Origin of the sequence: Staphylococcus sp. MZ3, from assembly GCF_018622755.1 — a bacterium.
Lineage (GTDB): Bacteria > Bacillota > Bacilli > Staphylococcales > Staphylococcaceae > Staphylococcus > Staphylococcus aureus.
In genome coordinates, this window is the sequence record NZ_CP076026.1 from 1777211 (window position 1) to 1798325 (window position 21115).

18 protein-coding genes are annotated in these 21115 nt (G+C 32.4%); 4 read left to right on the plus strand and 14 right to left on the minus strand.

Translation table 11 applies throughout. The features are described from left to right. Positions 1–175: 175 nt before the first annotated feature. The 4 genes from ystJ to KI230_RS08570 form a co-directional block, all read right to left on the minus strand. On the minus strand, positions 176–1405 hold the full coding sequence (gene ystJ / locus KI230_RS08555; protein WP_000058389.1) for an NADP-dependent malic enzyme: 1230 nt from the start codon (positions 1403–1405) through the stop codon (positions 176–178). 449 nt (positions 1406–1854) lie between these two features. Further along, entirely contained in the window at positions 1855–5052 is a 3198-nt protein-coding gene (locus KI230_RS08560; protein ID WP_000226912.1) for a DNA polymerase III subunit alpha, read from the minus strand. A 20-nt stretch (positions 5053–5072) separates the two neighbouring features. Beyond that, entirely contained in the window at positions 5073–6014 is a 942-nt protein-coding gene (pde2, locus tag KI230_RS08565) for a pApA hydrolase Pde2 (RefSeq protein WP_000626074.1), read from the minus strand. 396 nt (positions 6015–6410) lie between these two features. Then, positions 6411–7709 (minus strand): CBS domain-containing protein, encoded by a 1299-nt coding sequence (locus tag KI230_RS08570; RefSeq protein WP_000160435.1) that lies wholly within the window; start codon positions 7707–7709, stop codon positions 6411–6413. Positions 7710–7913: 204 nt separating this feature from the next. Between KI230_RS08570 and KI230_RS08575 the strand changes: the two genes are divergently transcribed. Continuing rightward, positions 7914–8327 carry a universal stress protein gene (locus tag KI230_RS08575; protein ID WP_000277602.1) on the plus strand — a complete coding sequence of 138 codons (414 nt, stop codon included), beginning with the start codon at positions 7914–7916 and terminating at the stop codon, positions 8325–8327. A gap of 304 nt (positions 8328–8631) precedes the next feature. Here the strand turns inward: KI230_RS08575 and KI230_RS08580 are convergent, their stop codons facing one another. Beyond that, entirely contained in the window at positions 8632–9321 is a 690-nt protein-coding gene (locus KI230_RS08580) for a metal-dependent hydrolase (RefSeq protein ID WP_000777188.1), read from the minus strand. A gap of 174 nt (positions 9322–9495) precedes the next feature. Here KI230_RS08580 and KI230_RS08585 point away from each other — a divergent pair, with 174 nt between their 5' ends. Then, a complete protein-coding gene (locus KI230_RS08585) occupies positions 9496–10551 on the plus strand; it encodes a M24 family metallopeptidase (RefSeq protein WP_000161676.1) in 1056 nt (351 codons plus the stop codon). A gap of 78 nt (positions 10552–10629) precedes the next feature. Here KI230_RS08585 and KI230_RS08590 read toward each other — a convergent pair whose 3' ends face one another. Together KI230_RS08590 and ald are read right to left on the minus strand one after the other, a co-directional pair. After that, entirely contained in the window at positions 10630–10743 is a 114-nt protein-coding gene (locus KI230_RS08590) for a hypothetical protein (protein ID WP_031775021.1), read from the minus strand. A 123-nt stretch (positions 10744–10866) separates the two neighbouring features. Continuing rightward, positions 10867–11985 carry an alanine dehydrogenase gene (gene ald, locus KI230_RS08595; RefSeq protein ID WP_123873581.1) on the minus strand — a complete coding sequence of 373 codons (1119 nt, stop codon included), beginning with the start codon at positions 11983–11985 and terminating at the stop codon, positions 10867–10869. A gap of 140 nt (positions 11986–12125) precedes the next feature. Here ald and KI230_RS08600 point away from each other — a divergent pair, with 140 nt between their 5' ends. Continuing rightward, positions 12126–12626: a universal stress protein gene (locus KI230_RS08600; RefSeq protein ID WP_000634175.1), complete on the plus strand. Its 501-nt coding sequence runs from the start codon at positions 12126–12128 to the stop codon at positions 12624–12626. 245 nt (positions 12627–12871) lie between these two features. On the opposite strand, the gene KI230_RS08605 is transcribed toward KI230_RS08600, so the two are convergent. The 6 genes from KI230_RS08605 to KI230_RS08630 form a co-directional block, all read right to left on the minus strand. Beyond that, a complete protein-coding gene (locus tag KI230_RS08605) occupies positions 12872–14074 on the minus strand; it encodes an acetate kinase (protein WP_000040069.1) in 1203 nt (400 codons plus the stop codon). 87 nt (positions 14075–14161) lie between these two features. Continuing rightward, positions 14162–15109, minus strand: coding sequence for a class I SAM-dependent methyltransferase (locus tag KI230_RS08610; RefSeq protein WP_000840574.1), 948 nt, complete (start codon positions 15107–15109; stop codon positions 14162–14164). Between the two features lie 122 nt (positions 15110–15231). Beyond that, positions 15232–15726, minus strand: coding sequence for a thiol peroxidase (gene tpx / locus KI230_RS08615; RefSeq protein ID WP_000136253.1), 495 nt, complete (start codon positions 15724–15726; stop codon positions 15232–15234). 97 nt (positions 15727–15823) lie between these two features. Beyond that, positions 15824–16594, minus strand: coding sequence for a sulfite exporter TauE/SafE family protein (locus KI230_RS08620; RefSeq protein WP_043044393.1), 771 nt, complete (start codon positions 16592–16594; stop codon positions 15824–15826). Positions 16595–16637: 43 nt separating this feature from the next. Further along, positions 16638–17861, minus strand: coding sequence for a tRNA uracil 4-sulfurtransferase ThiI (thiI, locus tag KI230_RS08625; RefSeq protein WP_214958250.1), 1224 nt, complete (start codon positions 17859–17861; stop codon positions 16638–16640). Then, positions 17861–19009 carry a cysteine desulfurase family protein gene (locus tag KI230_RS08630; protein ID WP_072384892.1) on the minus strand — a complete coding sequence of 383 codons (1149 nt, stop codon included), beginning with the start codon at positions 19007–19009 and terminating at the stop codon, positions 17861–17863. Before KI230_RS08630 ends, thiI begins: the two co-directional genes overlap by 1 nt. A gap of 148 nt (positions 19010–19157) precedes the next feature. On the opposite strand from KI230_RS08630, the gene KI230_RS08635 reads away from it, so the two are divergent. Continuing rightward, the gene (locus KI230_RS08635; protein ID WP_001789981.1) at positions 19158–19298 is read left to right on the plus strand and encodes a hypothetical protein; all 141 of its coding nucleotides are present in this window, start codon (positions 19158–19160) and stop codon (positions 19296–19298) included. A 73-nt stretch (positions 19299–19371) separates the two neighbouring features. Here the strand turns inward: KI230_RS08635 and ezrA are convergent, their stop codons facing one another. After that, positions 19372–21066: a septation ring formation regulator EzrA gene (ezrA, locus tag KI230_RS08640; protein WP_000244865.1), complete on the minus strand. Its 1695-nt coding sequence runs from the start codon at positions 21064–21066 to the stop codon at positions 19372–19374. Between the last annotated feature and the right edge of the window lie 49 nt (positions 21067–21115).

The window sequence follows — 21115 nt, forward strand, 5'->3', positions numbered from 1 at the left end:
CTCTGTTCTAACCATTTAGAGCCTTAAACTGAACTTGACCAGTTAAAAACGGGTTTAAATTTATTTGATTTATATTCGTTTGACTGTTGAATGTTTATCATAAACTTTCATTTTCATCATTTTAATGACTCTTTATTGCTAACTTTTAAGCAATTTAATTAAACGTTAATTATTTTTATTGTAAATCTGTAAGTTTCATTGTTTTATCATACACATCTTGCGGATCAACTTCAATCCTAGCTACTCCAGATTCCATTGCCGCTTTAGCAACATTACGAGCAACTGATGGCGCTACACGTTTATCAAACGGTCCTGGGATACAGTAGTCTTCATTTAATTCAGAACTATCGATTAAATCAGCAATCGCTTCTACAGCTGCCTTTTTCATTTCTTCATTTATATGTGTAGCTTCAACCTCTAATGCACCTCTAAAAATACCAGGGAAAGCTAATACATTATTAATTTGGTTAGGATAGTCTGAACGTCCTGTACCAACAACTCGTGCACCTGCCGCTTTGGCATCATCAGGTATTATTTCAGGATTTGGATTAGCCATTGCAAATATAATTGGATTATCTGCCATACTCTTAACCATATCTTGTGACAGCGCATTAGCTACAGAAACTCCGATAAATACATCTGCATCTTTTACGACTTCTTCTAAAGACCCTTCAATCTTATCTTTATTTGTCCATTTAGCTACAACATCTTTCGTAGGATTCATACCATATGAACGTCCTTCAAAAATTGCGCCCCTTGAGTCACACATAACCATATTTCTTACACCATACGCGTATAGTAATTTAACAATGGCTATTCCTGCTGCACCAGCACCATTTAGTACAACTTTTATTTTAGCAATATCTTTGTTAACAACTCTCAATGCATTTACCAAACCTGCCATTGTTACAATTGCTGTACCATGTTGATCGTCATGGAATACCGGAATATTAGTTTCTTTTTTCAATCGTTCTTCAATTTCAAAACAACGTGGTGCCGAAATATCCTCTAAATTAATACCACCATAATTAGGTTCTAACAACTTAACTGTTTTAATGATTTCTTCGGTATCAGTTGTATTTAACGCAATAGGCACCCCATTGATACCAGCGAAGCTTTTGAATAATACTGCTTTACCTTCCATTACAGGAATACTTGCTTCAGGTCCAATGTTACCTAAACCTAATACCGCTGTTCCATCAGTAATAACTGCAACTGTATTTCCTTTAATTGTGTAATCATATACTTTTCTTTTATCTTCATAAATATCTTTACACGGTTCAGCAACGCCAGGTGAGTATGCTAAACTTAATTCCTCTTTATTAGTAACTTTTACATTTGGTTTAACTTCTAATTTACCTTGATTACGTTTGTGCATTTCCAATGCTTCATCTCTTAATGACATGAAATCAGCCCCTAATTCAATATTTATTTTTAAAAAATAACTTGGATAAAACGCATTACATTATAAAAGTAAAAATATTGGGTAAATCTGAATGAGTAAGAATTTATGGTTTTGATTATGTAACACAGATAGCGATAAACGATAATAAAATAATATTTATAAAGATACATTAAACCATACTATCTAAAGATATACCTTTAATTATTATAATGGATAGCAAAAACCAATATATCAAAAAGTTATTATTTTTCCGCACGATATATCGACAAAATTCTTTACTCAATTTATGTATACTGCTTTTTGTGCTAATTATTCTTATGGATTAATCAATAATGTAAAGTGAAACTCATAAAAATAATAAGCATAAAAAACTAATATAAACGCAAACTGATGGTTAAAAAATATCTAACCATCAGTTTACTATATCATAATTTATTAGTTGATAAAAGTTATATAAGCCTAATATCACTAGGGTTAAAGGATTGTATAAAATTATTAAACATACTATCTTTTTGATTAATATAGCCTATAGTAGTCATTTGTTTAATCGTTTCATCATAAAAGGATAACATAACATCATTAGCATTCTCTTTCGTAGCTTTAATCATCTCTTCAAACATATCTATTTGTGATTTATTTCTAATTATAATTTGTTTGGCAAATGCTAATTTTTGTTCTTCAAAAGTGGCTAATGTTTGAATCTCATTTATAATTAGTTGCCGTTGTTGCTTTCTATGGTCAAATTTCCCGCTAACTATAAACAAGTCATTATGTGATAACAACTCTTCGTACTTTTTAAACTGATTAGGGAAAATCACACCATCTAAAGTTTCAATGCCATCATTTAATATGACGAATGCCATATTTTGACCATTTTTAGTTCGAATTTGTTTAACTTTATCAAACTGTACTAATATAGGTTTATTATTCTGCGCGTTACTCAATTTAAATATCGTTAAATATTGTTTGGCAACAAACTTTTTATCTACTGGGTGTTGCGAAACATAAAATCCTAAATATTCTTTTTCGTACTGACTAATAAGTGCATCAGGCAATTCTTCTTTATCTTCATACATCTGTTTTGGCGTTAAAATATCAAATAAAAAACCATCTTGTTCAATGTTTAAATCGCCATCCAACACTTGATCAATAGCTTGCAACAACGTTGAACGTGTTTTACCAAAAGCATCAAACGCTCCCACTAAAATCAGTGCTTCAAGTAACTTTCTCGTTTTGACTCTCTTCGGTATACGTCTAGCAAAATCAAAGAAATCTTTATATTTGCCGTTCTGATAACGTTCATCAACAATCACTTTCACACTTTGATAACCAACACCTTTAATTGTACCAATTGATAAATAAATGCCTTCTTGGGAAGGTTTATAAAACCAATGACTTTCGTTAATGTTCGGTGGCAATATAGTGATACCTTGTTTTTTTGCTTCTTCTATCATTTGAGCAGTTTTCTTCTCACTTCCAATAACATTACTTAAAATATTTGCGTAAAAATAATTTGGATAATGGACTTTTAAAAAGCTCATAATGTATGCAATTTTAGAATAGCTGACAGCATGTGCTCTAGGAAAACCATAATCAGCAAATTTCAGAATCAAATCAAATATTTGCTTACTAATGTCTTCGTGATAACCATTTTGCTTTGCACCTTCTATAAAATGTTGACGCTCACTTTCAAGAACAGCTCTATTTTTTTTACTCATTGCTCTTCTTAAAATATCCGCTTCACCATAACTGAAGTTTGCAAATGTGCTCGCTATTTGCATAATTTGCTCTTGATAAATAATAACACCGTAAGTATTTTTTAATATCGGTTCTAAATGCGGATGTAAATATTGAACTTTGCTTGGATCATGTCTTCTTGTAATGTAAGTTGGAATTTCTTCCATTGGACCTGGTCTATACAAAGAAGTTACAGCCACAATATCTTCAAAGTGTTCCGGCTTTAATTTTTTTAATACACTTCTTACACCGTCAGACTCTAATTGGAATATGCCAGTCGTATCTCCTTGCGACAACAATTCAAACACTTTTTGATCATCGAACGGAATCTTTTCGATATCAATATTAATACCTAAATCTTTTTTGACTTGTGTTAAGATTTGATGAATAATCGATAAGTTTCTCAAACCTAGAAAATCTATTTTTAATAACCCAATACGTTCGGCTTCAGTCATTGTCCATTGCGTTAATAATCCTGTATCCCCTTTCGTTAAAGGGGCATATTCATATAATGGATGGTCATTAATAATAATTCCTGCCGCATGTGTAGATGTATGTCTTGGTAAACCTTCTAACTTTTTACAAATACTGAACCAGCGTTCATGTCGATGGTTTCGATGTACAAACTTTTTAAAATCGTCAATTTGATATGCTTCATCAAGTGTAATTCCTAATTTATGTGGGATTAAACTTGAAATTTCATTTAATGTAACTTCATCAAACCCCATAATTCTTCCAACATCTCTAGCAACTGCTCTTGCAAGCAGATGACCGAAAGTCACAATTCCAGATACATGTAGCTCGCCATATTTTTCTTGGACGTACTGAATGACCCTTTCTCGGCGTGTATCTTCAAAGTCAATATCAATATCAGGCATTGTTACACGTTCTGGGTTTAAAAAACGTTCAAATAATAGATTGAATTTAATAGGATCAATCGTTGTAATTCCCAATAAATAACTGACCAGTGAGCCAGCTGAAGAACCACGACCAGGACCTACCATCACATCATTCGTTTTCGCATAATGGATTAAATCACTTACTATTAAGAAATAATCTTCAAAACCCATATTAGTAATAACTTTATACTCATATTTCAATCGCTCTAAATAGACGTCATAATTAAGTTCTAATTTTTTCAATTGTGTAACTAAGACACGCCACAAATATTTTTTAGCTGATTCATCATTAGGTGTCTCATATTGAGGAAGTAGAGATTGATGATATTTTAATTCTGCATCACACTTTTGAGCTATAACATCAACCTGCGTTAAATATTCTTGGTTAATATCTAATTGATTAATTTCCTTTTCAGTTAAAAAATGTGCACCAAAATCTTCTTGATCATGAATTAAGTCTAATTTTGTATTGTCTCTAATAGCTGCTAATGCAGAAATCGTATCGGCATCTTGACGTGTTTGGTAACAAACATTTTGAATCCAAACATGTTTTCTACCTTGAATCGAAATACTAAGGTGGTCCATATATGTGTCATTATGGGTTTCAAACACTTGTACAATATCACGATGTTGATCACCGACTTTTTTAAAAATGATAATCATATTGTTAGAAAATCGTTTTAATAATTCAAACGACACATGTTCTAATGCATTCATTTTTATTTCCGATGATAGTTGATACAAATCTTTTAATCCATCATTATTTTTAGCTAGAACAACTGTTTCGACTGTATTTAATCCATTTGTCACATATATTGTCATACCAAAAATCGGTTTAATGTTATTTGCTATACATGCATCATAAAATTTAGGAAAACCATACAATACATTGGTGTCAGTTATGGCAAGTGCATCAACATTTTCAGACACAGCAAGTCTTACGGCATCTTCTATTTTTAAGCTTGAATTTAACAAATCATAAGCCGTATGAATATTTAAATATGCCACCATGATTGAATGGCCCCTTTCTATTAGTTAAGTTTTGTGCGTAAAGCTGTAGCAAGTTGCTCAAATTCATCCCAGCTGTCCACTGAAACTCCTGACGCATTCGGATGACCACCGCCACCAAAATCTTGCGCAATATCATTAATAATCAATTGCCCTTTAGAACGTAATCGACATCTGATTTCATTACCTTCATCGACTGCAAATACCCATATTTTCAAGCCTTTGATGTCAGCAATTGTATTAACAAACTGAGATGCTTCATTTGGCTGAATACCGAATTGCTCCAATACATCTTCAGTTATTTTAACTTGGCAGAATCCATCATCCATAAGTTCGAAATGTTGTAAAACATAACCTTGAAACGGCAACATTTTTGGGTCCTTCTCCATCATTTTATTTAAAAGCGCATTATGATCAATATCATGCCCAATTAACTTTCCAGCAATTTCCATAGTATGTTCTGAGGTATTGTTAAAAAGGAATCGCCCAGTATCACCGACGATACCAAGATATAAAACGCTCGCGATATCTTTATTAACAATTGCTTCATCATTAAAATGTGAGATTAAATCGTAAATGATTTCACTTGTAGATGACGCGTTCGTATTAACTAAATTAATATCACCATACTGATCAACTGCAGGATGATGATCTATTTTAATAAGTTTACGACCTGTACTATAACGTTCATCGTCAATTCGTGGAGCATTGGCAGTATCACATACAATTACAAGCGCATCTTGATATGTTTTATCATCAATGTTATCTAACTCTCCAATAAAACTTAATGATGATTCCGCTTCACCCACTGCAAATACTTGCTTTTGCGGAAATTTCTGCTGAATATAGTATTTTAAACCAAGTTGTGAACCATATGCATCAGGATCTGGTCTAACATGTCTGTGTATAATAATTGTATCGTTGTCTTCGATACATTTCATAATTTCATTCAAAGTACTAATCATTTTCATACTCCCTTTTTTAGAAAAGTTGCTTAATTTAAGCATTAGTCTATATCAAAATATCTAAATTATAAAAATTGTTACTACCATATTAAACTATTTGCCCGTTTTAATTATTTAGATATATATATTTTCATACTATTTAGTTCATAACGATTATAGGACATCAAGCAATATTATATTAGCAACAGTTGACCAAATAAAAATGCACAAATAACAAGCTTTATTTAATTCAGGGGCCCCAACACAGAGAATTTCGAAAAGAAATTCTACAGACCATGCAAGTTGGGGTGGGGCCCCAACATAGAAGCTGACGTAATGTCAGCTTACTATAATGTTCAAGTTGGGCCCCAACGTTTGTGCGAAATCTATCTTATGCCTATTTTCTCTGCTAAGTTCCTATACTTCGTCAAACATTTGGCATATCACGAGAGCGCTCGCTACTTTGTCGTTTTGACTATGCATGTTCACTTCTATTTTGGCGAAGTTTCTTCCGACGTCTAGTATGCCAAAGCGCACTGTTATATGTGATTCAATAGGTACTGTTTTAATATACACGATATTTAAGTTCTCTATCATGACATTACCTTTTTTAAATTTACGCATTTCATATTGTATTGTTTCTTCTATAATACTTACAAATGCCGCTTTACTTACTGTTCCGTAATGATTGATTAAAAGTGGTGAAACTTCTACTGTAATTCCATCTTGATTCATTGTTATATATTTGGCGATTTGATCGTTAATTGTTTCACCCATCTGAGGCTGTCTTCCTAAAAGTTGCATAGACTTTAAAACATCTTGTCTATTAATCACACCCACTGTCTTTTTATTACTCGAAACGACAGGAATCAATTCAATACCTTCCCAAATCATCATATGCGCACAACTTGCTACTGTACTCATAGCATTTACATAAATAGGATTTCGCGTCATCACTTTATCTATTTCGTCGTCGTCCTTTGTATTAATCATCTCTCGACTTGTTACAATACCTACTAATTTATAAGACTCATTGACTACCGGAAATCTTGTATGGCCAGTTCGATTCGCCATACGCTTATAATCTGCTATTTTCATCGTATCAAACAGCACAGATAAATCATCTAATGGCGTCATTATATCTTGAACTATTAAGATATCTTTTCGTATTTTCTGATTAAAAAGTGCTTTGTTGATAATATTTGCAACTAGAAATGTATCATAACTTGATGATAGAACAGGTAAATCATGTTCATTCGCAAAATTAATAACTTTATTAGATGGCTTAAATCCACCAGTAATTAATATAGCCGTACCTCTTTTTAAAGCTTCAATCTGCACATCTTCACGATTTCCGACAATCAATAATGTCTTTGGACCAATATACTTTAAAATATCTTTGAGTTCCATTGCTCCAATTGCAAATTTAGATACCATCTTAGTGATACCTTTGTTGCCACCTAACACTTGGCCATCAATAATATTGACAATTTCATTAAAAGTTAAATGTTCAATTTCATTACGATTACGTTTTTCGATTCGAACCGTCCCAACACGATCTATCGTTGCGACCATGCCCATTTTATCAGCATCTTTAATTGCACGATATGCTGTCCCTTCAGATACGTTTAAAAATTTAGCGATTTTACGCACCGAAATTTTAGAGCCTATAGATAACGATTCAATATAATCTAAAATTTGTTCATGTTTTGTCATTCTTTACCTCTTCTTTTCGAACAGTATTAACTACATTATAACTTTATTTTGGATAAAAAGCATTGAAGTGAAATGAAATAATGATCGTTTCACCTATTTTATTTTTTGAAAATATACAACAAACACAAAGATCACAAAATCTTTAATTTTAAATGGAAAAATCCATTATTATTTATTAGAATGTAAGTGAGGAGGGATGTACTAATGTATAAAAATATATTACTTGGTGTAGACACTCAGTTAAAAAATGAAAAAGCACTAAAAGAAGTGTCTAAATTAGCTGGCGAAGGTACAGTCGTAACAGTTTTAAACGCAATCAGCGAACAAGATGCTCAAGCATCAATTAAAGCAGGTGTTCATTTAAACAAACTTACTGAAGAACGAAGCAAGCGATTGGAAAAAACACGCAAAGCTTTAGAAGATTATGGTATTGATTATGACCAAATAATTGTTCGTGGTAATGCAAAAGAAGAACTATTAAAACATGCTAATAGCGGTAAATACGAAATTGTTGTTTTAAGTAACCGTAAAGCAGAAGACAAAAAGAAATTTGTACTTGGAAGTGTCAGCCACAAAGTAGCAAAACGTGCGACTATCCCTGTATTAATCGTTAAATAAAATTTTTATCCAGAATCACAAATAATCTTTCAATCATGATGCAGTCTCAAACGACTGAGTAAACACAAGAAATGATTATGACTGTGGTTCTGGATTTTTTATATCGTAGTAAATTTATAATCAATGTCTAATTGTATAAAACTAAAATTACGAGAGTAGGTCAGAAATGATAAAGAACCACTGATGTCCCCCGTCCACGTCGTAACTGAATCAGTAGAATATAAAAACACCCACTAAAAAAATGCAGACGATAACTTCCACATAGATTAGCGAGGTGTTTTTTAGTGTAAAATCTATATTCTATTTAAAACTGAACAGATTCACCTGGTTTTAAAATTTGCACGTCCCCTACATTAACAGCATCTTTAAATTGTTGTGGATCTTGTTCGATTAATGGGAATGTATCATAATGAATCGGTACAGAAATTTTTGGTTTAATAAATTCATTAATAGCATAACTTGCATCATCAATACCCATCGTAAAATTATCTCCAATTGGTACAAAACATACATCAACTGGATGACGTTTCGCAATAAGTGACATATCACTAAACAGACCTGTATCACCAGTATGATAAATTGTTTTTCCTTCAACTTCAAACACGATACCCATTGGCATACCTAAATAAACTGGAATACCATTTTCATGTGTAAAACTTGAACTATGAAATGCTTGAACAAATTTAACGCTTCCGAAATCAAAGTTTGCTTTACCACCAATATTCATACCATGAACATTTTCAACACCGTGATATGAAGAAAGATAGTCAGCCATTTCTGCACTTCCAATTACTGTTGCTCCTGTTTTCTTTGCTAGTTCCACAACATCACCAAAATGATCAAAATGACCGTGCGTTAAAACGATATAGTCTACCTGCACTGTTTCAATATTCAAATCACACTTAGGGTTATTTGAAATAAACGGATCTACGATAACCTTTTTGTTGTTCCCTTCTAAATAAATCGTTGATTGACCATGAAATGATAACTTCATTTGAGCATCCTCCTATCAATTGCTATATAAATTTAGTACCCTTTTGCCACTTAATTATAACAAATTCTCAAATTTTAAAAATTGAAAATCTAGTTAATGTATTAGCTCGATTTTGAAATCTAATAATAATTGGCATAAAATGGAAGTAATATTATGTTGAGGAGTGTTTATAAAATGACAAAAATATCAAAAATAATAGACGAACTGAACAATCAACAAGCTGATGCAGCATGGATTACAACACCGTTGAATGTATATTATTTTACTGGATACCGTAGCGAACCCCATGAAAGATTATTTGCATTATTGATTAAGAAAGATGGTAAACAAGTACTATTTTGTCCAAAAATGGAAGTCGAAGAAGTCAAAGCATCACCTTTCACAGGTGAAATCGTTGGATATTTAGACACTGAAAACCCTTTCTCACTTTATCCTCAAACAATCAATAAATTACTAATTGAAAGCGAGCACTTAACAGTAGCACGCCAAAAACAATTAACCTCTGGTTTCAATGTCAATTCATTCGGAGATGTTGATTTAACAATCAAACAATTGAGAAATATTAAATCCGAAGATGAAATTAGCAAAATACGTAAAGCTGCTGAGTTAGCAGATAAGTGTATCGAAATAGGTGTTTCTTATTTAAAAGAAGGTGTGACTGAACGTGAAGTAGTCAACCATATTGAGCAAACTATCAAACAATATGGCGTCAATGAAATGAGTTTTGATACGATGGTTTTATTTGGAGATCATGCCGCATCACCTCATGGCACACCAGGAAATCGCAGATTAAAAAGCAATGAATATGTACTATTTGATTTAGGTGTAATTTATGAGCATTATTGTAGCGATATGACACGTACCATTAAATTTGGTGAACCTAGCAAAGAAGCACAAGAAATTTATAATATTGTATTAGAAGCAGAAACATCTGCAATCCAAGCAATTAAACCTGGAATACCTTTAAAAGATATCGATCATATCGCTAGAAATATTATTTCAGAAAAAGGTTATGGTGAATATTTCCCTCATCGCTTAGGTCATGGCCTAGGATTACAAGAACATGAATATCAAGATGTTTCAAGTACTAATTCTAATTTGTTAGAAGCTGGCATGGTTATTACAATCGAACCAGGTATTTATGTACCAGGTGTTGCAGGTGTAAGAATTGAAGATGACATACTTGTCACTAATGAAGGATATGAAGTATTAACACATTACGAAAAATAAGGAGTGGGATAAAAATGAAAAGCTTGTTACAAGCGCATTCTCATTCAGTCAAACACTGCCAATATAACATTGTAGCGCCTAGGACATAAATTTTTGTCCAAGTCTAAATGCAATATGTAACAAACAAGCTAGAAACACATATGCAGGTATGTTCATCAGTAACATGTAATGAATCAAATCAATATCATTCATGTTCGATGATTTCTTTGCATTGTTTCTAGCTTTAATTTATCATTATTTAATTTTAATAACCAAGGAGATGATAACGTCATTCTTTAGTACGCTGTAATCCATTCCCTTTTCATTAAATTCAAATTATAATTGTAATGCTTCTTCTACAGATTTATATTCCATTTCAAATGCCTCTGCAACGCCTTTATTGGTTACGTGACCTTTGTAAGTATTTAAACCTAATGATAATGGTTGATTTGATTTAAATGCTTCTCTATACCCTTTATTAGCTAGCATGAGCGCATAAGGTAGCGTAGCATTATTTAAAGCTAACGTCGAAGTACGCGGTACTGCACCTGGCATATTTGCAACTGCATAATGAACCACACCATGCTTAATATATGTAGGATCATCATGTGTCGTAATTTTATCAGTTGTTTCAAAAATACCGCCTTGATCAATAGCAATGTCAATAATAACTGACCCATTTTTCATTTGTTTAATCATGTCTTCTGTTACAAGTCTTGGCGCTTTAGCACCTGGAATTAAAACTGCACCTATTACTAAATCACTTTGTTTAACATACAACTCAATATTCAACGGATTTGACATAATTGTATGTACACGTCCACCGAATAAATCATCTAATTGTTGTAAACGCTTTGGATTAACATCTAAAATCGTAACATCTGCACCTAGTCCTAGTGCAATTTTAGCTGCATTTGTTCCTGCTTGACCACCACCGATAATAGTTACTTTACCCTTAGATACTCCTGGGACACCACCTAGTAGAATTCCCATACCACCATTAAGTTTTTGTAGGAACTCTGCGCCAACTTGAGCTGACATTCTTCCTGCTACCTCACTCATTGGTGATAACAATGGTAAAGATCGGTCTGGTAACTGCACAGTCTCATATGCAATACTAATTACTTTTCTATCTATCAAAGCTTGTGTTAATTTTTCTTCATTTGCTAAATGAAGATAAGTGAATAATACAAGCCCTTCTTTAAAATATGGATATTCAGATTCAAGTGGTTCTTTAACTTTAATAACCATATCCACATCCCAAACTTTTGCTTGTTCAGCAACAATCTCAGCACCTGCTTCTTTGTAATCTACATCTTCAAAGAACGATCCTGAACCCGCATTTGTTTCCACTAAAACAGTATGCCCACTTTCTACTAAAGCGTGCACACCACTTGGTGATAAACCAACACGATTTTCATTATTTTTAATCTCCCTTGGTATACCAATTTTCATACCATCCACCTCCATAATCATCTTAACGCGAACATTTTGAAAGCGCAATCAAAAATCCACAAAATTGTAAAGGTTATTACACTGACTTTTCCGAAAATTGTGGTAAAATATAATTAAGAAAGAACAAGGAGGCACTTACTATGATTACTTACAAAAATATTTTAATCGCAGTTGACGGTTCACATGAAGCGGAATGGGCATTTAACAGAGCAGTTGGTGTTGCTAAACGTAACGATGCGAAGTTAACAATTGTGAATGTAATTGATTCAAGAACGTATTCTTCTTATGAAGTTTATGATGCTCAATTTACTGAAAAATCTAAGCATTTTGCAGAAGAATTATTAAATGGTTATAAAGAAGTAGCTACTAACGCTGGTGTTAAAGATGTAGAAACGCGTCTAGAGTTTGGCTCTCCTAAATCTATCATTCCTAAAAAGCTTGCACATGAAATTAATGCAGACTTGATTATGAGTGGTACATCAGGCTTAAATGCCGTGGAAAGATTTATTGTTGGTTCTGTATCAGAATCTATCGTTCGTCATGCGCCATGTGACGTGTTAGTTGTTCGTACTGAAGAGTTACCAGCAGACTTCCAACCACAAGTTGCAACAACTCAATTACGTGAAAAATATCAAAATTAAATATAGATGATCATTAGATAACTACTTGATCATTATGAACCAAGTGCAACTTTCTGCACTTGGTTTTTTATTGTTTATAAATAAAACTCACTTAATAATGTTTTCATAATCTTCTTCGACTACTTAATTCTTTAAGATATTCGTGAAAAGAGACATTACACTAGTTAATTTTCAAACAATACAAAAAGCGTCTACCTCCCACATATAATTGTAGCGGAGATAGACGCTTAATATTTATTAAAAAATTATTTTAAACCACCGAATGTCATAACATCACGGGCAATCATACTTTCTTCATCTGTTGGAATAACGACAACTTTAACTGGTGAATGAGGATAGTTAATAAATCCTTCTTTACCACGTAGTAAGTTTTCATTTTTCTTAGGATCCCAGTAAACACCCATAAATTCTAAGCCTTCAAGAACTTTCGCACGAATTTCTACTGAGTTTTCACCGATACCTGCTGTAAATACGATAACATCAACACCATGCATTCTCGCAGCATACGATCCAATATATTTGTGAATTTTAGAAGCAAATACATCTAAAGCCATTTGTGAACGTGCTTTACCTGATTCAGCTTCTTCTGATAAGTCACGTAAATCACTAGATGTACCTGATAATCCTAATAAACCTGATTCTTTGTTTAAGATTTCCAATACTTGTTCAGCAGTTTTACCTGTTTTTTCCATAATAAATGGAATTAAAGCAGGGTCAATATTACCAGAACGAGTACCCATTGTTACACCAGCAAGTGGTGTGAAGCCCATTGATGTATCAATAGATTTACCGCCATCGATAGCTGCAATTGATGCTCCATTACCAATGTGACATGAAATAATACGTAAATCTTCAATTGGCTTATCTAACATTTCTGCCGCTCTTTGTGATACAAATTTATGGCTTGTACCATGGAAACCATACTTACGAATGCCATAATCTTTATAATAATGATATGGCAAGCTATATAGATATGCTTTTTCAGGCATTGTTTGATGGAATGCTGTATCAAAAATTGCCACATGAGGGATATTTGGTAATAATTTACGGAAAGCACGAATACCCATCAAGTTAGCTGGGTTGTGAAGCGGTGCTAATTCGCTTAATTCTTCAATTTCCTTTTCAACCTCATCAGTAATAGCTACTGATTCAGGGAATTTTTCACCACCATGTACAACACGGTGACCTGTTCCATCGATATCGTTAATATCATTAATAATATTGTGCGCTTTAAAAGCATCCAACATGATATCAACTGCCTCAACGTGATCCTTGATATCTTGTACTGTTTTAACTTTTTCCCCGTTGACTTCAATTGTAAAAATTGAATCCTTCAATCCGATTCTTTCTACTAAACCTTTTGTTACTAATTCCTCTTCAGGCATTCTAATTAATTGAAATTTTAATGATGAACTACCAGCATTGATAGCCAAGATTAATTTTGACATAAGTAATGATCCTCCATCGTTTGCTTTTTATACTATTTCATTTTTCATTTTATCATTCATACAGTTTTATGACTATACTATTACAGATTATTTTTTAGGACGATTTGTGTCCATCCACTGATTTAACTCTGTCATAAATCCTTGAAATTGTGAAGGAATTTTGAAATCAGGAATATTTGCCAATAATACTTCAACTGGCTTTGTTTCACCCGATTTTTTCTTTTGTAAAATTAATATAGATTTTCGCGCTTTTTCATTTTTAAATAAAGTTGGTGGTAAATTTAAAAATGCTTGCATCTCTGTCTCTGTTGCAATATATTTTTCAAGCTGTTTTACATGTTCACCTGTAAAAATATTACTTGGTACCACTAGAAAGGCATATCCAGCATCTTTTAATGCATTTATTGCTTGTTCTATTAATAAATAATGTGAATAACTATGTCCTTCTTCAAAACCTAGCTTAAACTCCTTACTTCTTTCATCAATTGGATAATAGCCTACTGGAAAATCACCAATAACGATATCTGCTTCTTCTAATGGTAGTGGCATGATGGCATCTTGAGGATACACATCGAAAGGAATTTCTAAGAAGTTTGCTAAATGTACACTAACACGTGATAAAACTGGATCAACTTCAATTAAATGATGCATAACCGCAATTTCAGGTAACACTTCTTTTACAGTAGCACTTAAATGACCGGCACCACTTGCAATATCAACAATATGTAATTCTTCTTGGTTGTTCATAAAACGCTCAACTAAAAATCCTAGTATCAATCCAATTGAATCTGGTGTAATTTGATGATTTGCTTGTATCTTTTCTTCCTGCATTAAACTTAAATATGCAAATTGGAATGCTTTACGTCGATCTTGTAACGTCGATTGTTCTAACAATCCTCTTTCATTGGTATATACTTGTTCCATTGCTAGCCCAAGATTTTCAATAAAACTTTGGCCATTTTCATTATTTAATGTTTTAGCTTTTTCATCTAATGTATGAAACAAGCGTTCCATAATTGTTTGTTGTTCTGCCATATTCGTCCCTCTCCAATAAAAAGTGCCCATAGGTCTTAGCAATCATAGAAAACAATTCTATTTTAATGCTGTTGACAACGATGGACACGATGTATACATTTTAAGATTTATCTCTTTAATGATTAAATATTTTTGTATGCAGCTAAAGCAGCATCAAAATCTGGGAAATCAGTACCTTCACTAACGATTTCTTTATAAACAACTTTATTATCTGCATCTAATACAAATACTGCACGAGCTAATAAGCGAAGTTCTTCCATAACAACGCCATAGTTTTCACCAAATGATAAGTCACGGTGGTCACTTAATGTAATGACATTGTCTAAACCTGCTGAAGCGCACCATCTTTTTTGTGCGAATGGTAAGTCTGCTGAAATTGTAAGCACAATCCCCTCTTCTTTAGAAGCATCAGAGTTGAATTTGCGAGTCTGCTGATCACAAACACCTGTATCAATTGATGGTACCACACTAATTAATTTCTTTTTACCAGCATAATCTGCTAATGTTACTTGATTTAAGTCATTATCTAACACTGTAAAATCAGGTGCAAAATCACCTTCATTAATTTGTTGACCTTTTAAGTGGATTGGTCCACCTTTGAATGTTATTTCAGTCATATACTTGACCTCCTGCATTTTAAAATTCTAACTACATCATACGACAATTTATGGTTTGATTACAATTTTCATGCTTTAATCAAAAGCAAATTTAATTTTATACAAATTGTTGAATATAATCAAAAGCATTTTTTAAAATTAAAATAGCAGTAATAATAATAAATAATACTTTTACATAACCAACACCTTGTTTAATAGCAAAATGAGCCCCAGCATATGACCCAGCAATCATACTTATAGCCATAATTAAACCTATTACATAATCTACTTGTCCTAATACCATAAATAATACAAGCGCACCTATATTAGAAGCAAAGTTCAAAACTTTAGCATTTCCTGCTGCACTTAAAAAATCAAAACCAAAGACTAACAATACAAAAAGCATAAATGAACCTGTTCCCCCACCTACAAATCCATCATAAAAGCCGATTAATATAAAAAGTGCTGCAAACATTATGGCTTTCTTAAATGTAAATTGAGTAAACGTACGTGTATTGCCCCAATCTTTTTTAAGTAATGTGAATATAAACACCGACGAAAGTGCAATAATGATTAGAGGTTTCAATATTTGTGACGGAACCATCGTTGCAATATATGCGCCACATGCAGATGCCAAAAATACAAAACCAAATAATTTGGCAACAACAAATAAGTCCACTTTACCGGACCTTATAAACTTTATCGTACTAGTTAAAGAACCAAATGAACTTGCCAATTTATTTGTACCTAAAGCCACAGATGGTGGTAGACCGATTGCTAATAATGCTGGCGTAGAAATTAAACCGCCACCCCCTACAACCGAATCTATAAACGCCGCGATAAAACCAAATAAAATTATGATTATAATCATCGTTAAGTTCAAATCCATAGTTTAACATCCCCTTATGTTTAAATTTACTCTAGGATTTTATTTATAAAAAGTCGTTTATTAATTGGTTTGTTTGCTGTTCTTTAATAGTTTTATAATCACTAGTTATTTCAAGTGTTTCAATATTTTCAACAGCACGATTAATCATCTCTTCAAAATCAAAGACACTTTCATATTGGACTACCTTATCAAAGTTTGGTTCGGTTACTGGATTTTTAGGGGTGAAAATTGTACAACAATCTTCAAATGGTTGAATAGATGTTTCAAATGTACCAATTTCTTTCGATTTAATAATAATTTCTTCTTTATCGTAAGTTAATAAAGGACGTAATACAGGAGTAGAAGTTACATTATTAATTGCATACATGCTATGAAGTGTTTGACTTGCTACTTGCCCTAGGTTTTCACCATTTACAATAGCTAAAGCCCCTATTTGATGTACTAATTTATCAGCAACACGCATCATCATACGTCTCGTTGAAGTCATTGTATATCTTGGATGTACAACTTTATTTACCTGTTTTTGCAATTCTGTAAATGGTACAATATGCAATTTAATTGGTCCAACACGTTCAGCTAAAATACGTGTCAATTCAATAACTTTTTCTTTTGCTTGATCACTTGTAAATGGTGGACTATGGAAATGAATCGCTTCAATTGTTACGCCACGTCTCATCACTTCCATCCCAGCAACTGGTGAGTCTATACCGCCTGAAAGCATTAGTAACGTCTTACCACCAGTACCAACTGGTAATCCGCCTGAACCCGGTACAACTTCTTCATACATATAAATTGCATCTAATCTAACTTCCACTCGAATTTCATGATCTGGACGTTTGACATTAACAGAAACATTTTCAATTTGTTTCAATACGGTACCACCCAATTCACATTGTAATTCATACGTATCCATTGGGAAATTTTTATCGGCACGCTTCACATCAATTTTAAATGTGCTGTTTTCTTCAAATTGCTGCGCAAATTTAATTGCCGCTGCACTCATTGCCTCTAATGTTTTTTCTACTTTTAATACTGGACTAATAGATTTAATACCGAAAATTTTTGATAATCGATATGTTATTTCATTTATATCTGCATGGTCTTCAAGTTCAATGTACATACGATCTCGTTTGCCTTTAACGACAAACCCATCAAGTCCTTTTAATGACTTATTTACATTATTTCTTAATTGATTTACAAATTTTTTTCTATTTGAACCCTTTAATGTTAACTCCCCGTATCTAACAAGCAAGTGATCATACTTCATTATTTTAGCAACTCCTTAATTTCCTCATAAATGATGATAAATATTTCTTTAAACCTTGCTATATCTTCTTTAGTTGTAGTAGCCCCAAATGATAATCTTATACTACCTTCAATAGATTTGTCTGATAATCCCATTGCAGCCAATACTTCATTTAATTTATTACGTTTAGATGAACAAGCACTCGTCGTAGATATCATAATGTCATATTTTGAAAAAGCATTAACTAATACTTCACCTTTTACGCCAGGAAAACTAATATTTAAAACGAATGGTGAACCTGAAGTTGAAGAATTAATATAAACTCCATGATATTTATTTAAAAATTGACGGACGTCATTATTTAACTCAGTAACAAATGCATTCAATGCTTCAAAGTTTTCATTAGCTATCTTCATCGCTTTAACCATTGCAATATCATTTGGCAAATTAACTGTTCCACTTCTAACGCCATATTCTTGACCACCACCATGGACAGTAGGTTCAACATTTTGAATGTGATTTACAAGTAAGACGCCTTGACCTTTTAAACCATTAAACTTATGTCCACTTAAACTAATACTATCTACGTTATTGAGATCCATTGAAATTTTGCCGAATGCTTGAACCGCATCTACATGAAAATGTGCCTTAGGATAATTTTTTATAACTTTAGCCATTTGTGGAATAGGCTGTATTTGTCCAGTTACATTATTTACATACATACATGTTACTAAACCGACTTTGTCTGACATTAATTCTTTGAAGTGTTCTAAGTTAATACTGCCATCTTTCTTTACATCAACATATTTAACTTTAAATCCTTCGTGTGCTTCCAAATATCTTACAACCTCTAATACGGACGGATGCTCTAACACGGATGTAATTATTTCCTTCGCTGTATCAAATTTACGATAGGCAATACCTTTTAAAGCAAGATTATTGGATTCAGTTGCACCACTAGTGAATACAACATCATAATTTGTTTTTGAATTAATCATTGCATTAATTTGGGCTTTTGCTTGTTGTAGTAATTGATTTGCCTGCAAACCAGCTTTATGCGGACTATTCGGATTATAATACATTGATTGATTTACTTTTAAATAAGTATCTAACACTTCTTCAAATGCTTTCGTCGTTGCCGCATTATCTAGATATATCAAAATAAACACTTCTCTTTCATTAATCATCAATCGTTAAAATTGTTTTACTCAAGCATTATACTATTATCCGACAAAAAATAAAGGTTATAGCGCAAAATAATCTTATTTCTACTTATTAAATAAGAATTAGACTATTTCACTCTATTTAAACAGCTGTGTGATTATGCTTTTTTCACTACTTATATTAATTAAAACAACACATTTGATTACGTTTATCTTTAAACAATTGCTATTTATATTTATTGTCCCTTTCATTTATCCATATAAAAAAGAAGCTAGACAACGTATCGTTGGCTAACTTCAATTATTAAACTCATCAGTCCAATTTGACAGAGTGCTCATATTATTTAAGTATAACTACATACTAGTTTCTATTGCTTAATAACTTCTTCTTCAATATGTTTAGTGACACCTGGCTCAACACTTTCAAGAGCTTGCTCTGCAATTTCAATCGCACGCTTATAGCGATTATTTTTAAATAATCGTTCAGCTTCATTTAAGCTCTTATCAACATTGCTATAGTCCTTACGATATCTATTTCCATATTGAATTAATTTCTCTGCATAAACAGCATTAACAAGAACATCATTTGCTTCATCTTCAAATGTATTCATTTGAATCACAATTTTAGACACTTTATCTTTTAACTGTTTAACGTGTATTGGACGTTCACTAAATTGTTCGTTAACATCACGAACTTCATGATCAATTTCATTTTTCATGATGATAAACCTTTCAGGAACGCTTGTTAAGTTAGAAGCAAGTAATCGACGATACACTTCTTCTTTCTTCGATTGTACTCGTAGCAGATTGTCTTCTGCTTCTGCTTCATCTTCACGCAATTGAATCAGATGATTTTGTAGCTTTTCTTGTTTGTCATTAATAACTGTGACATGATCTTCTAAATATTGTAAATTATCCTGAACCTCGCTATATCGTACAGCAGATTTAGACATTTCTTTTAAAATATCATCATATACAGAAATTAAACTTTGAATTTCATTTTCAAATTGACGAACACTTTGAGCATCAGATTCATTTATATAGTAGTTTTCACGTACATATTCAATTTCTGTTTGCAATGTATAATTCATGTCTTTAGCTTTGAATAAGTTATCCGTAATGATATCTTTTGTTTCTTCGACATCATTTTTAGCTTTAACTTCATGTTCAATTAAATCATACATGTCATCTAACTTATCATTGATATTAGCTAGTTTATCATTAGCTTCTTCTAATTCTAAGCGGCTAATTAATGGTTCAACGAAACTAAGCTCTGTTTTTAAGCTTTGTAATGTACTGTCTACTTTCACGTGATCCAGATCATACCCTTCAACTTTAAGATCACGGCAACCATATTTTAAATCTTGGAATTGACCAGGTAATTCTTTTTGAGTTTCTCTAATTAATTCTGGTATTTCTTCCATATAAGATCTTAGCTGTTTCATTTGTTCATTCAAGGCAGCTATATGGTTGTGCGCTTGTACATAATTACCATCAGCTTTTAGTACTTCATATTGCTCTAACCTTGGCTCAAATTTTTCAATTTCAGTTTCAAGTAGACTTGCTGCCTCACCAAATTGATGACGATTTGCTAAAACATCACGTTTCATTTCACGATAATCAACCTTACATTTGTCATATAATTCATCATTATCTTTGTATAACGCAATAATTTCATTTACATCTTCTAATTGTTGCTGATAGCTTTGTTCGTAACTATCCATCAACTCATTTGCATCATCAATTTCACTTTGAGATGCGTTGAAACTAAATTTATCTAATAAAGCCTCAGCATTATGGATTTTTTCTTCCACAGGAGCTAGATACTTATTTGTACTTTCTACGTTGTCCTTTTTCATTGCATCGTATTTCGTTTTTGTTTCACCTTTTAAATTCAACTTAGATAATTGTGCAAGGTTTTGATCAAAAGGTAACGTCTCAATTTCATTTTTACGTTCGATTGCTTTTTCAATAATTTGTCGTTTATTTGAACGTAAATAGAATAATACACCTACAGCAATCAATATAATCACAATTATTGCCAAAATGATATATAACACCATATGCTTCTCCTCCTAATTTATCATTACTATTATAACGTAATTTTGCTTA